Origin of the sequence: Nonomuraea sp. SBT364 (assembly GCF_001083785.1) — a bacterium.
GTDB lineage: Bacteria > Actinomycetota > Actinomycetes > Streptosporangiales > Streptosporangiaceae > Nonomuraea.
Genome location: NZ_LAVL01000003.1, coordinates 1 through 13,087, shown reverse-complemented (window position 1 = coordinate 13,087; position 13,087 = coordinate 1). Strand labels below are relative to the sequence as shown.

15 protein-coding genes and 1 tRNA gene are annotated in these 13,087 nt (G+C 70.4%); 6 read left to right on the top strand and 10 right to left on the bottom strand.

The features are described 5' to 3' along the window. Positions 1–57: 57 nt before the first annotated feature. The 7 genes from ADY59_RS02405 to galU form a co-directional block, all read right to left on the bottom strand. A tRNA-Ala gene (locus tag ADY59_RS02405) sits at positions 58–131 on the bottom strand. A 50-nt stretch (positions 132–181) separates the two neighbouring features. Next, the gene (sepX, locus tag ADY59_RS02400; protein WP_063780539.1) at positions 182–751 is read right to left on the bottom strand and encodes a divisome protein SepX/GlpR; all 570 of its coding nucleotides are present in this window, start codon (positions 749–751) and stop codon (positions 182–184) included. 124 nt (positions 752–875) lie between these two features. Then, on the bottom strand, positions 876–1,520 hold the full coding sequence (locus ADY59_RS02395; RefSeq protein ID WP_049557040.1) for a GNAT family N-acetyltransferase: 645 nt from the start codon (positions 1,518–1,520) through the stop codon (positions 876–878). A gap of 40 nt (positions 1,521–1,560) precedes the next feature. Beyond that, positions 1,561–2,040, bottom strand: a complete 480-nt coding sequence (locus ADY59_RS02390) for a MogA/MoaB family molybdenum cofactor biosynthesis protein (RefSeq protein ID WP_049557038.1) — start codon at positions 2,038–2,040, stop codon at positions 1,561–1,563. Continuing rightward, positions 2,037–2,507, bottom strand: a complete 471-nt coding sequence (gene moaC, locus ADY59_RS02385; RefSeq protein ID WP_049557035.1) for a cyclic pyranopterin monophosphate synthase MoaC — start codon at positions 2,505–2,507, stop codon at positions 2,037–2,039. The genes ADY59_RS02390 and moaC overlap by 4 nt, the downstream gene beginning before the upstream one ends. Continuing rightward, positions 2,504–3,688: a molybdotransferase-like divisome protein Glp gene (gene glp / locus ADY59_RS02380; RefSeq protein WP_049557033.1), complete on the bottom strand. Its 1,185-nt coding sequence runs from the start codon at positions 3,686–3,688 to the stop codon at positions 2,504–2,506. Before glp ends, moaC begins: the two co-directional genes overlap by 4 nt. Continuing rightward, on the bottom strand, positions 3,675–4,577 hold the full coding sequence (gene galU / locus ADY59_RS02375; protein ID WP_049557031.1) for a UTP--glucose-1-phosphate uridylyltransferase GalU: 903 nt from the start codon (positions 4,575–4,577) through the stop codon (positions 3,675–3,677). Before galU ends, glp begins: the two co-directional genes overlap by 14 nt. A gap of 24 nt (positions 4,578–4,601) precedes the next feature. Here galU and ADY59_RS02370 point away from each other — a divergent pair, with 24 nt between their 5' ends. The 3 genes from ADY59_RS02370 to ADY59_RS02360 all read left to right on the top strand — a co-directional run bounded on the left by ADY59_RS02370 (position 4,602) and on the right by ADY59_RS02360 (position 7,058). After that, the gene (locus tag ADY59_RS02370) at positions 4,602–5,171 is read left to right on the top strand and encodes a 5-formyltetrahydrofolate cyclo-ligase (protein WP_082309808.1); all 570 of its coding nucleotides are present in this window, start codon (positions 4,602–4,604) and stop codon (positions 5,169–5,171) included. Positions 5,172–5,195: 24 nt separating this feature from the next. Further along, the gene (locus ADY59_RS02365; RefSeq protein WP_049557029.1) at positions 5,196–6,701 is read left to right on the top strand and encodes a potassium/proton antiporter; all 1,506 of its coding nucleotides are present in this window, start codon (positions 5,196–5,198) and stop codon (positions 6,699–6,701) included. Between the two features lie 69 nt (positions 6,702–6,770). Beyond that, entirely contained in the window at positions 6,771–7,058 is a 288-nt protein-coding gene (locus tag ADY59_RS02360) for an FmdB family zinc ribbon protein (RefSeq protein ID WP_049557028.1), read from the top strand. Here the strand turns inward: ADY59_RS02360 and ADY59_RS02355 are convergent. Then, a complete protein-coding gene (locus ADY59_RS02355) occupies positions 7,055–9,022 on the bottom strand; it encodes an MFS transporter (protein WP_049557027.1) in 1,968 nt (655 codons plus the stop codon). The genes ADY59_RS02360 and ADY59_RS02355 overlap by 4 nt on opposite strands. A 110-nt stretch (positions 9,023–9,132) precedes the next feature. Between ADY59_RS02355 and ADY59_RS02350 the strand changes: the two genes are divergently transcribed. The 3 genes from ADY59_RS02350 to mscL are packed head-to-tail and all read left to right on the top strand — an operon-like array spanning position 9,133 to position 10,924. Beyond that, positions 9,133–9,939 carry an S-methyl-5'-thioadenosine phosphorylase gene (locus ADY59_RS02350; RefSeq protein WP_049557026.1) on the top strand — a complete coding sequence of 269 codons (807 nt, stop codon included), beginning with the start codon at positions 9,133–9,135 and terminating at the stop codon, positions 9,937–9,939. After that, positions 9,936–10,499 carry a hypothetical protein gene (locus ADY59_RS02345; protein ID WP_063780531.1) on the top strand — a complete coding sequence of 188 codons (564 nt, stop codon included), beginning with the start codon at positions 9,936–9,938 and terminating at the stop codon, positions 10,497–10,499. Before ADY59_RS02350 ends, ADY59_RS02345 begins: the two co-directional genes overlap by 4 nt. Positions 10,500–10,522: 23 nt before the next feature. Beyond that, positions 10,523–10,924, top strand: coding sequence for a large conductance mechanosensitive channel protein MscL (mscL, locus tag ADY59_RS02340; protein WP_049557025.1), 402 nt, complete (start codon positions 10,523–10,525; stop codon positions 10,922–10,924). Here mscL and ADY59_RS02335 read toward each other — a convergent pair. Both ADY59_RS02335 and ADY59_RS02330 read right to left on the bottom strand, forming a co-directional pair. Further along, positions 10,921–12,060 (bottom strand): M15 family metallopeptidase, encoded by a 1,140-nt coding sequence (locus tag ADY59_RS02335; protein ID WP_231618498.1) that lies wholly within the window; start codon positions 12,058–12,060, stop codon positions 10,921–10,923. The genes mscL and ADY59_RS02335 overlap by 4 nt on opposite strands. Before the next feature lie 453 nt (positions 12,061–12,513). Further along, on the bottom strand, positions 12,514–12,948 hold the full coding sequence (locus ADY59_RS02330; protein ID WP_049557023.1) for a hypothetical protein: 435 nt from the start codon (positions 12,946–12,948) through the stop codon (positions 12,514–12,516). Positions 12,949–13,087 lie beyond the last annotated feature (139 nt).

Below are 13,087 nucleotides of genomic sequence, written 5' to 3'. Positions count from 1 at the left end.
AACGATCAGACGGGATCCCGTCAACCTCAGTCCGGCCGTTTCAAGAACGGCCCTGGGTGGAGATGAGGGGATTCGAACCCCTGACCCCTTCGATGCGAACGAAGTGCGCTACCGGACTGCGCTACATCCCCAAGGACTCGACCAGATTAGCAAACTCCAGAGGGTCCTCGCGCCACACTTATCAGTCGCCCACCGCGCGCCGGGGTGGTTCGGCGTACTGGTCGAACAGGACGTCGGCCTGACGGGCCTCGAACTCGATGATTTCCGCCTCCGCCTGCTGGGCGGCGAGCTCGGCGGCGCGGCGGTCGCGGATCCGGCGGTTGCGCTCGCGGGCGCGGGCGGCGCGCTGGCGGCGCTCGCGGTCGACCTGTACGGCCATCCGCAGGAACGCCAGGTAACCGAGCATGATCACACCGGAGGGCGCCACCGCCCACCAGGGGATGAGCTGGAGGGCGGCCGTCACCAGGGAGGCCACCACCAGCAGCAAGGTGAAGAACAGCAACCGTCTGCGCCGCGCTACGATGATCGCGCGGCGGCGGGCGCGGAACTGGCGGGGGTCGACATAGTCGGCCGGGGCCTCGTCCTCCTCCTGCGGAGGGCGGGTGAGGTCGGGGAGCTGATGCTCGCCCGTGTAGTGTTCCTCGAGTTCGACCAGCTCGGCGAGGTTGTTCTTGTCCCGGCGCAGCCACATGGGGACCAGGACGCACAGCCACATGATGACGATGGCAAGGTAGAGGAAGGCACCGCTCACGGCCACCTCCGGGCAGCATGAAGACGCCTGCGGGTCATCGGCGTCCTCAATGTGCTCACGTCACGCACCGTAAGACCGCGTGTCACTGATTGACGAGCATTCGGTGCGGTGTGTCGCGAGATCGTCAAACCTCTTCAATCGGAGACCCGCCGTGAGCGGCTGACTCACGTGCGCGACGCCACTGCACCAGCAGGCCGCCGGGGATGTCCTCGACGGTCAACGCGTAGCAGATGTGGTCGCGCCAGGCTCCGTCGATGTGGAGTTGGCGACGCCGAATGCCTTCTTCCCTGAAGCCCAGCTTCTCAACCACCCTACGGCTTGCCTGGTTCTCCGGGCGGATGTTCGCTTCGAGCCGATGCAAACCGGTGGTGAAGAAGCAATGGTCGACGGCCAGGGCGAGGGCGGTCGGGGTGATGCCGCGGCCGGCGAGGGCGCCGTCGATCCAGTAGCCGACCTGGGCAGATCGGGCGGAACCCCACACGATGGCACCGATGGTGAGCTGACCGGCGAAGCGGCCGCCGTACGTGACGACCCAGGGGAGGGCGAGACCCTGCCGGGCTTCGCGACGCAGGGTGCCGACCATGGAGACGTACGGGCTGAGCCCGGTCTTGAACAGCGGAGTCTCGGGGTTGCTGGGCTCCCAGGGGCGCAGCCAGTCGGCGTTGCGCACCCGGGTGTCGCGCCACACGCGCACGTCCGCCAGCCGGAGCGGCCGGAGGCCGACCGTGCCTTCGCTCAGCGTCGCAGGCCAGCCGCGTAGTCGATCCACATCTCCATCATCCCCCTAACCGGCGCGATGTCGCCACGGGTCAGGAAGCAGGGTGATCGCCGCCGCGGATCTGGTCGACGGCGTGCCGGAGGAGGGGCGCGAGGACGGCGACGCCGTCGCGTACGCCTCCGGTGGAGCCGGGGAGGTTGACGATCAGCGTGTTGCCGGCCTGGCCGGCGAGGCCGCGGGACAGGACGGCGGTGGGGACCTGGTCGCGGTTCGCCTGGCGGATGGTCTCCGCGATGCCGGGAATCTCCCGGGAGATCACCCGGGCCGTCATCTCGGGCGTCAGGTCCGTCGGCGTCAGGCCGGTCCCGCCGGTGGTCACGATCACGTCGTGGCCCGCGGCGACGCCCTCGCGCAGGGCCGTCTCGACGGCCTCTCCGTCGGGCACCACGACGGGGCCCTCGACGGTGCATCCGGCGTCCTTGAGCAACGCAGCCAGGACAGGTCCTGATTTATCGGCGTAAACGCCGGTGAACGCGCGGTTCGAGACCGTCACCACCAGTGCCCGGATCATCCCCGCCTCCAGATCCCGGTCTTCCCGCCGGTCTTCTCCTCCACCCGCACGTCACTGATCACGGCGGCCGGATCGACGGCCTTCACCATGTCCACCAGCGCCAGCCCCGCCACGGTGACGGCGGTCAGCGCCTCCATCTCGACGCCGGTGCGGTCGGCCGTCCTCACCCGGCAGGTGATCGCCACCCCCCAGTCCTCCACGTCGAGATCGACCTTCACCCCGTGCAACGCGATCGGATGGCACAGCGGCACCAGGTCGGGGGTCCGCTTGGCGCCCATGATGCCGGCGATCCGCGCCACGCCGAGCGCGTCGCCCTTGGGCACCTCGCCGGACCGCAGCAGCTCGACGACCTCGCCGGACACCAGCACCCGCCCGGTCGCCGTGGCGGTCCGGACGCTGACGTCCTTGGCGGAGACGTCGACCATCCGCGCCGCACCGGTCTCGTCCAGATGCGTGAACTCACTCAAAGCCGGATCACCCGCACTTCCTCTCCGGCGGCCACCGCGGTGACCTCCTCGGGCACCACGATCAGCGTGTCGGCCGAGGCCAGCGCCGCGAGCTGGTGGGAGCCCTGCCCGTGCACCGGCTCCACGGTGCCGCCGGCCAGCCGCCCGCGCAGGAACGACCGCTTGCCCGCCGGCGAGCGCACGTCGGCCGTGAGCCGGGCGGCGACCGTCGCCGGCAGCCCGGCCTCCAGCCCACGCATCCGCCGCAGCGCCGGCCGTACGAAAAGCATGAAGGACACGAACGACGAGACCGGGTTGCCCGGCAAGGCGAACACCGGCACCTGGTCGTCGCCCACCACGCCGAAGCCCTGCGGCATGCCGGGCTGCATGGCGACCTTCTCGAAACGTACGGTGCCCAGCGGCCCCAGGGCCTGCTTGACCGGCTCGTACGCGCCCATGGAGACCCCGCCGCTGGTGATCACCGCGTCGGCGCGGACGAGCTGGGCGTCGAGCTGCTCCAGGAAGGCGGCCGGGTCGTCGCCCACGGTCGGGGCGCGGAAGCCGTCGCCGCCCGCCTCCCGTACGGCCGCGGTGAGCGTGAAGCTGTTGGAATCCCAGATCTGCCCGTGCCCGAGCGGCAGCCCCGGCTCGACCAGCTCGGCCCCGGTGGCCAGCACGACGACGCGAGGCCGGGGACGTACGAGAACCCGGCGGCGGCCGACGCCCGCGATGATGCCGAGCTGGGCGGGACCGATGACGGCGCCCGGCCGCAGCACGGTGTCGCCGGCCCGCACGTCCTCGCCGGCCAGGCGGATGGCGTTGCCCACCTCGGCGGCGCGGTCGACCCGGACGGAGACCTTGCCGCCGTCGGTCCACTCGACGGGCACGACCGCGTCGGCTCCGGCGGGCATGGGCCCGCCGGTCATGATCCGCGCGGCGTGCCCGGGGCCGATGGCGAGCATCTCGCCGGCCCCGGCGGCCACGTCGTCGATCACCGGGAGCGTGACGGGCACGTCCGCGACGTCGACGGCGCGTACGGCGTAGCCGTCCATGGCGGAGTTGTTGAACGGCGGCAGCGGCACCGGCGAGATGATCTCCTCGGCCAGCGTCGTGCCCAGCGCGCTCTCCAGCTCCACCTCCAGCGGCGCGAGCGGCCGCACGGTGGCCAGGATGTCAGCTAGGTGCTGATCAACCGATTTCATCGAGGAACTCCCGCAACCACGGCAGGAACTCGGGAGCCAGATCGGGGCGGTCCGCGGCGAACTTCACCACGGTGCGCAGATAGTCGAGCTTGTCACCGGTGTCGTAGCGGCGTCCCCGGAACAGCACGCCGTGCACCGGCCCGCCCTCCGCGGAACCGCGCCCGGCCAGCGTGCGCAGCGCGTCCGTGAGCTGGATCTCGTTGCCGCGCCCCGGCGGCGTGTTCTCCAGCACCTCGAACACGGCGGGGTCGATGACATAACGCCCGATGATCGCCCAATTGGACGGCGCCTCGTCGACCGGCGGCTTCTCCACCAGGTCGGTCACGCGGACGACGTCGTCCTCGGCGGTCGCCTCGATCGTCGCCACGCCATACAGGGAGACCTGCTCCTTGGGCACCTCCATCAGCGCGATGACGCTGCCGCCGAACGTGTCGCGCACCTCGATCATGCGCTGGAGCAGCGGGTCGCGCCGGTCGATCAGGTCGTCGCCGAGCAGGCACGCGAACGGATGGTTGCCGACGTGCTGCTTGGCGCAGAGCACCGCGTGCCCGAGCCCCTTCGGCTCGCCCTGCCGTACGTAGTGCAGGGTCGCGAGGGAGGCGGGCTCCCGGACCTGGGACAACCGGTGCTCGTCACCCTTGGCTTCGAGCACCTCCTCCAGCTCGAACGCACGGTCGAAGTGGTCCTCGATCGACCGCTTGTTCTTGCCCGTGACCATCAGCACGTCGAGGAGCCCGGCGGAGGCCGCCTCCTCGACGACATACTGGATGGCGGGCTTGTCGACGATGGGCAACATCTCCTTGGGTGTCGCCTTGGTCGCCGGAAGGAACCGGGTGCCCAGACCCGCGGCGGGCACGACGGCTTTCGTCACAGGGTCGAAGTCAGCCATGAGTAGACCCTAGTGGAGGACCCTGTGGACAAGCTCAACCTGCGCCGTGAGCTGATTTCGGCGCGCGCCTCCCTCACTCCCGCGCAATTGCGCGCGAACTCCATCAAGATCCGCGAAACCCTCCTTGACCAGCCATGGGTCCAGATGGCCGGGCTCGTCGCCTGCTACTGGTCGATCGGCACCGAGCCGGAGACGCACGGACTGGTGTTCGCCCTGTGGAAGCACGGCGCGACCGTGATGCTGCCGGTCCTGCGCGACGACGACGACCTGGACTGGGCGGTGTACGACGGTCCCGACACGCTGGCGCCGGGCCGGTTCGGGCTGATGGAGCCGGTCGACACGCGGCGCGGCACCGGCGCGATCCGCACGGCGGCGCTGGTGATCGTCCCGGCGCTGGCCGTCGACAGGCGCTCCGGGGTACGGCTCGGGCGCGGCGGAGGATCTTACGACCGGGCCCTGAGCAGGGTCGGGCCGAACGTGCCCACGGTCGCACTGCTCCACGAGGGCGAACTGCGCGAGGACGTGCCGGCCGAGCCGCACGACCGCCGGGTCCGCTTTGCGATCACACCAGTGGGACTGACTAGTCTTAAGTGACTACACGCACATAGAGGGGACTGGATGACGCTTGATGTCTGGCTCCTCCTCGGCGCGGCCATCGTCATCGCCGCTGTCGTGTCCGTACGGGTCGCGCACCGCAGCGGCCTGCCCAGCCTCCTGCTGTTCCTCGGGTTCGGCCTGGTGCTGGGCGACGCGGGGTTCGGCATCCCGTTCAGCGACCCGGAGATCGCCCAGCGCATCGGCCTGATCGCGCTCGCGGTGATCCTGGCCGAGGGCGGCCTCACCACCAACTGGAGTCACGTACGCCGCTCGGTGCCGATCGCGCTGATCCTGGCCACGATCGGCGTCGCGGTCAGCATCGTCGTCGTCGCGGCGGCCGTGCAGGCGCTGCTCGGCGTGGGCCTGACCACCGCGCTGATCCTCGGCGCGGTGCTGGCCCCCACCGACGCGGCCGCCGTCTTCTCGGTGCTGCGCAGGCTGCCGCTGCCCTCGAAGCTCGCCGGCACGCTGGAGGCCGAGTCCGGCTTCAACGACGCCCCCACCGTGATCGCCGTGGTGCTGCTGAGCAGCGCCGCCCAGCCGACCCCCAGCATGGGCTCGTTCCTGCTGGAGACCACGCTGGAGCTGGTCATCGGCGGCGGCGTCGGCCTCGCCGTCGGCCCCGCCGGCGCCTACGCGCTGCGCCGCATCGCCCTGCCGGTGTCCGGCCTCTACCCGATCGCCGTCCTGGCGCTCTCCCTCGCCTCCTACGGCGGCGCCGTGATGCTGCACGGCTCCGGCTTCCTCGCGGTGTACGTGACCGCGCTCATCCTCGGCAACTCGCGGCTCCCGCACCGGGCGGCGACCAGGGGGTTCGCGGAGGCGGCCGCCTGGCTGGCGCAGATCGGGCTGTTCGTCATGCTGGGCCTGCTGGCCAGCCCGAAGGAGATGCCGTCGGCCATCGTGCCCGGCCTGATCGCCGGCACCGTGCTGGCGCTGGTGGCCAGGCCGCTGTCGGTGATGGTCAGCGCGGCGGTCGCCCGGGTGGGCCGGCTGGCCACGATCAGCTGGCGCGAGCAGGCGTTCCTGTCCTGGGCGGGGCTGCGCGGCGCGATCCCCATCGTGCTGGCGACGATCCCGTGGGCGGCCGGCGTCCCGGGTTCCAAGGAAATCTTCAACCAGGTGTTCGTGATCGTCATCGTGTTCACGCTGCTGCAGGGGCCGACGCTGCCGTTCGTGGCCCGGCTGCTCAAGGTGACCGCGCCCGGCGAGGCGCACGACCTGGAGGTGGAGTCCGCGCCGCTCGAGGAGCTCAACGCCGACCTGCTCCAGGTCAGGGTCCCGACCGGCTCCAAGCTGCACGGCGTGGAGATCTTCGAGCTGCGGCTCCCGGCCGGGGCACAGGTGACGCTCATCGTCCGCGAGGGCAGATCGTTCGTGCCGGCGGCCAACACCCGCATCCGCGTCGACGACCAGATCCTGCTCGTCACCACCGCCTCCTGCCGCGACCAGGCCGAACGCCGCATGCGCGCGGTCAGCCGGCGCGGCAAGCTGGCCGGATGGTACGGGGAGCGGGGAGTGGAATAGTCGTTTGACCGGATCGGTTACCATTAGCAGTCGCATCGCTCGAGTGCCAAACCCCTGAAGGAGGAGCGCGTGCCGACCTACCAGTACGCCTGCAACGACTGCGGTGAGCAGCTCGAAGTCGTTCAGAAGTTCACCGACGATGCGCTGAGCGTGTGCCCGTCGTGTGAGGGCAACCTGCGCAAGGTGTTCTCCGCCGTGGGCATCGTGTTCAAGGGATCGGGCTTCTACAAGACCGACAACCGCTCGTCGTCGACCTCCGCTCCGGCCTCCTCCTCGAAGCCCGCGGAGTCGAAGCCGGCCGAGTCGTCGTCGAAGCCCGCCGACTCCTCGCCCGCTCCGGCCGCCGCCTCCAACTAGCGGGGCCTGTCGCCCACGGCGCCGAGCAGCTCCGGGGCGATCCGGTCCAGGAGCTCCTCCAGCTGCGGGTTGGGCCCCCAGTCGGCCACCAGCCTGCCCAGGGCCTCGCGCGAGCTGCGCAGCAGCCGCAGCGCCGCCACCTGCCCGCGCTCGGTGAGCCGCAGCCAGTCGTCGTCCGCCGACCGCTCCACGTAGCCGTCGGCGACGAGCTGGTCCACATACGGTCTGCCGCGCGCCCTGCTGACCTGGGCGCGCTGCGCCAGATCCTGCGCCCGGACCCATTCTTCGCCGCCCAGCCTGGCGATGATCCACACGCCTTCCGGCGGCATGCCCTCCAGCCCGGCCAGGTCGCCCATCCGCGCGTAGTAGCCCTTGCGCAGGTCGGCGTCCGCCAGCCGTACCAGGCCCCGCTCCACCTCGGCCAGCGACGACCGCTCGGCCGACGTGGCGCCGAGCCCCTCGCCGATGTCGGACGCCCGGGTGGTCTGCCGGAGCCGGTGCTCCGGGATGAACCAGGTCAGCACGAACGCCACCAGCATGATCGGCGCCGCCACCCGGAACACGGCGGCGATCGCGTCGGCGTAGACGTGCAGGAAGTCGGCGCCGAGCTCCGGCGGCAACCGCTGGATCACCGTCGGGTCGCGCTGGACCTGCTCGGGGTCGAAACCCGGCGGCAGCGTCGTCGTGCGGAGCACCTGGGCCACGCCGGCGCTCAGCGTGGCCGCGAAGACCGAGCCCAGCACCGCCACCCCGAACGAGCCGCCGATCGACCGGAAGAACGTTGCGCCGGAGGTGGCCACGCCGAGATCCTTGAAGTCGACGGCGTTCTGCACGACGATCACCAGGACCTGCATGGTCATGCCCAGCCCGATGCCGAGGATCAGCAGGTAGAGGGCCATGGTGGCGGTGCCGCTGTGCTCGTTGAGCGTGGACAGCAGGAACATGCCGACGGTGGCCGTGGCGGTGCCGGCGATCGGGAAGTATCGGTATTTGCCGGTCTTGGAGATGACGAATCCGCTCACGATGGAGAGCGTCAGCGTTCCCGCCATCATCGGCAGCAGGAACACCCCCGACAGCGTCGGCGTCACCCCGTGCACGATCTGCAGGTAGAGCGGCAGGTACGTGAGCGCCCCGAACATCCCGAAGCCCACCACGAACCCGACCACCGACGACATCGCGAACGCCTTGTTGCGGAACAGCCCGAGCGGGAGCACCGGCTCCCTGGCCCGCCGCTCCGCACGGATCCACCCGGCCAGCAGCGCGACGGCCGCGACCGCCAGCCCGATGATGACCGGGTCGCTCCACGCGTAGGTGTTGCCGCCCCACGTCGTGATCAGCACCAGGCACGTGGTCGCCCCGCCGAGCATCACCACGCCCGCGTAGTCGATCGTGTGCCGGGTCCGGCTCGCGTCGCCGGGCAGCGCCGCCACGATCACGAACAGCGCCACCGCCCCCAGCGGCAGGTTGACGTAGAACACCCAGTGCCACGACAGATGGTCGACGAACAGCCCGCCGAGCAGCGGCCCCACGATGCTCGACACCGCGAACACCGCCCCGAAGAACCCCTGGTACTTCCCCCGGTCGCGGGCCGACACCACGTCGCCGACGATGGCCTGGGCGAGCACCATCAGCCCGCCGCCGCCGAGCCCCTGGATCGCCCGGAACGCGATGAGCTGCCCCATGCTCTGACTCAGCCCGCACAACGCCGACCCCGCCAGGAAGACGACGATCGCGGCCAGGAACAACGCCTTCCGCCCGTACTGATCGCCCAGCTTCCCCCACAGCGGCGTGGACACGGTGGAGGCCAGCATGTAGCCCGTCACCACCCACGCCAGGTGCTCCAGCCCGCCGAGGTCGCTCACGATCGTCGGCAGCGCCGTGGACACGATGGTCTGGTCGAGCGCTGCCAGCAGCATGCCCAGCATGAGCGCGATGATGATGAGCCCCAGGCCTCGTTGCCGCATGCCTGCGATCATACTCATCGTGATGATTCGAACACGTTCCGGAGCCAGTTATCCACAGAACGGGATTCGAGGTCGCGGCACCCCCTCGACGCCCCGCTAATCTCGGCGCCATGCTCACTCGTGCAGACATCGGCGTCATCGGCGGTTCCGGCTTCTACTCCCTGCTCGACGACGCGGAGGAGGTCGAGGTCTCGACGCCTTACGGCCCGCCCAGCGACACGGTCACCGTGGGCCGCATCGGCTCGCGTGCGGTGGCGTTCATCCCCCGGCACGGCCGCGACCACCGCTTCCCGCCGCACCGCATCCCCTACCGGGCCAATCTGTGGGCGCTGCGCTCCCTGGGCGTGCGCCAGGTGCTCGCCCCCAGCGCCGTCGGCTCCCTGCGGGCCGAGCTGGGCCCCGGCGCGATCGTGGTGCCCGACCAGTTGGTCGACCGCACATCCGGCCGCGTCCAGACCTATTACGACATGGGCGGCGCGGTGCACGTCTCCTTCTCCGACCCCTACTGCCCCACCGGCCGGGCGGTCGCCGTCGAGGCGGCCCGGTCCGGCGAGTGGGAGACGCTCGACGGCGGCACCCTGGTGGTCATCGAAGGACCGCGCTTCTCCACCCGGGCCGAGTCGCAGTGGTTCCAGCGCAACGGCTGGGCCATCGTCGGCATGACCGGCTTCCCCGAGGCCGTCCTGGCCCGCGAGCTGGCCCTGTGCTACACGTCCCTGTCCCTGGTCACCGACCACGACGCCGGCGTCGAGGCCGGCCAGGGCGTCACGCACGACGAGGTCCTGGAGTTCTTCGCCCGAAACGTCACCCGCATGCGCACCCTGGTCGCCGACGCCGTCCAGTCCCTGCCGCACGAGCGCACCTGCTCCTGCGGCGCGGCCCTCGACGGCATCAAGCTCCCCTTCGAGCTACCGTGATCCGCCTGTGGCTCCGGCGCTGCGAACGCCGCCGCCGTCTCATCGCGGCCGCCCTGGCCGCGGTGGGCGTCCTGGCCGCACTCCTCGCCCTGCGCCCCGCCCCGGGCCCCATGGTGCTGGTCGCCGCCCGCGACCTCTCCCCCGGTGTGCTCCGCCCCGGCGACCTGCGTCCGGCCGCACTCTCCCACCCGCCCGACGGCGCCCTGCGCTCCGGCGCGGTGGGCCGCGTCCTGGCCGGCGCGATGCGCCGCGGCGAGCCCCTGACCGACGTCCGCCTGCTCCACTCCCTCCGCCTGCCTCCGGGCACCGTCGCCACTCCCGTACGCATCTCCGACCCCGACGTCGCGCGCCTGATCTCCCCCGGCTCCACGATCGGCGTGCTGGCCTCCCACGACGGCGCCCCCGCCTCCCTCGTGGCCGACGACGTCACCGTACTCACCATCCCCGACGCCCCCGACGACCACGGCGCCCTGGTGGTCCTGGCCACCACCCCGGCGCAGGCGGCCGAGCTCGCCGGCGCCCAGGCGGGCGGCCATCTGTCGATCACCATCTCAGAGTGATCGACCCATTACTCTCAGTTGGCATGAGTGGATTCAAGAAGTTCCTGATGCGCGGGAACGTCATCGACCTCGCCGTCGCCGTGGTCATCGGCGCGGCCTTCAACGCCGTCGTCCAGTCGTTCGTGGCCGACCTGCTCACGCCGCTGATCTCGGCGTTCGGCGGCCTGCCCGACTTCTCGTCGCTGAAGGTCACGATCGGCCGGTCCAACTTCATGTACGGCGACTTCATCAACGCCGTGATCTCGTTCCTGCTGGTGGCCGGGGTGATCTACTTCCTGATCGTCAAGCCGTACACCCACTTCAAGGACCGCGCCGAGGCCCGCGAGGAGGTCACCCACCGCGGCTGCCCCGAATGCCTGTCGGAGGTCCCCAAGGCAGCCACCCGCTGCGCCCACTGCACCACCGAGCTCACCCCGGCGCCTTAAGGCAGGGTGTCCATCTTCGGGTCGTACTCCCAGTGCCACGGCTCGAACGGGCTGCTGTAGGCCCAGTCGGGGTGGAACCACCCATACCGCTTGCCGTTCTTCTCCAGCCAGTTGAACTCCGCCGACCGGAACCGCTCCACCCCTCCGCAGAGGTCTACAGCCAGCCCGAGCCCGTGATTGCTCCGCCCCGGCACCGCCGCGAACCCCGGCCGCCGGTAGTAGATCGACTGCTGCTCGGCCAGGTTCCGGTAGGCGTCGGTCACGCACATCTGCTTGCCGAACTGCCTCTTGTACGCCTCGTTCAGGCTGACGAACGCGATCGTCGCGTCAGCCCGCAAGCTGAACCCCTTCTGCTGCAACGGACAGAGCATGCTCCTGGGGATCAGCCCGTTCGGATACTCCCCCGCCGTCGCCGCCCGCAGCGGATTGCACCCCAGCGCCGCCCGCCCGACCTTGTCGATCTTGATGCCCATCTTCACCAGGGCCGCGGTGAGCGACTTGACGACCTTGTCGGAGCGCTTCCTGAGCAGATCCACCTCAGCGGCCATCTGAGCCTCGGCCAGCAGGTTGCCGGCGCGGAGCTCCTGCGCCTCCGCGGCCAGCTTCTCGGACTGCTCGGTGAGGACGCTGGTCCGGTCGACCGCCTGCTGCCGCACCATGACGATGTGGTTGATGCTGGCCATGGCCCGCAGAGTGTCGGCGTCGGCGTCACCGGCCAGGAACGGCATGATCGCGTCACTCGCCAGGGGCTGGATGTAGAGCAGCTCGGCCATCTGCGACACCGGCTGCCGGATCTGGGCCAGATGCCGCTCGGCCTTCGCGAGCGTCTGCAGCTTGGTCTCCAGCTCCTTCTCGGCCGCCTCGAACTCGGTACGCCGCTTGATCAACGCCTTGTTGGCGTCCTCCAGCTCCTGCGCCGCCTTCTCGGCTTCCTTGCGCAGCTCGGTGAGGTCGGCCGGGTCGGCGAGGTTGGAGGAGCCGGTGAGGTTGCCAGTGAGGTTGCCCGTGAGGTTCGTGGGGTCGGCGAGGTTGGCGGGGCCGGTCTTCTGAACCTGTCGCGCTTCAGCAGGCGCGCCCAGGAGGGAAGTCATCGCCACGACGACCGCGATCAGACCTGCTGACCGAGGGGCTGGCACGTTCGACTCCTCCGTTTGCAAACTCGTTACCCGCGTCCGGCACGCACGTTACTACAGCCCTCCGAGTGCCCGGACCGAACTCCGAAGAGCCGATATGACACGAACGACGCTTTTGTACGACTCGCTGCATGGGGATACGGGCGGCGAGCGGGCCCGGTTCGTCACTCGGTGAGCCGCTCCGAGCTGTCAGTGCGTGAGGCGCTCCAAGCTGTGTGGTTGGAAGGTGCTCCGAGCCTGTGAAGTTGGGAGGTGCTCCGAGCCTGTGAGGTTGGGAGGTGCTCCGAGCTGTGAGGGCGGAAGGTGCTCCGAGCTGTCGGTGCGTGCTGTCGGCGTGCGGGCCGCTCCAGGCTGTCGGTGTGTGCTGGCTGTTAGTCGTGCCGTCAGTTGTCTGTCACTGTGCGAGCTGCTCCCGCTGTCGGCGCGTGAGGTGCTCTGAGGCCCTCCGGGGTGCCGTCAGTAGCTTGAGGCCAATCCGGCCGCAAGGCTCAGGGCCGGCTGCCGCTCATGCTCCCTGCACAACTCCCAGAGCCACGTGTCCACCCACTCCCCGGGGCAATCGGACTGCTGCCGCTCCTCCGGCGGGGACGCCGGAGGCTGCTCCGTGGGCTCCGGCGTCGTCTCCTCCTGGAGTGGCGCATCCACCTCGGGTACTGCGACCGTTTGCACCGCCGGCTGGTCCGGGGTATCCATGACCTCCGGGGTGGGCGCGGGCATCGCCGCCACGTACTGGCGCGCCGGGTGCGGGGGTGGAGGGACCAGGATCGGGGCGAACGCCTTGAACTCCTGCTTGTGGCCTCGGTCCTCCTTGTGCCGATACTGGGACAACTCACCCGCCAGCAGCCCGCCGGCGAAGATCGCGGGCGCGAGCAACGCCGCGAACAGCACCACGGGGCGCCTGCGCGCCTGTCTACGTCGCCTACTGTCCACGGGGCGACCGTAGCCGCGGGGCATGCCGTGCATGGTGACCGGTTGTCATGTGTTTACCGCGGGGGTGGGCAGCCATGGGGGTGGCGGGGCCCGTCATGGG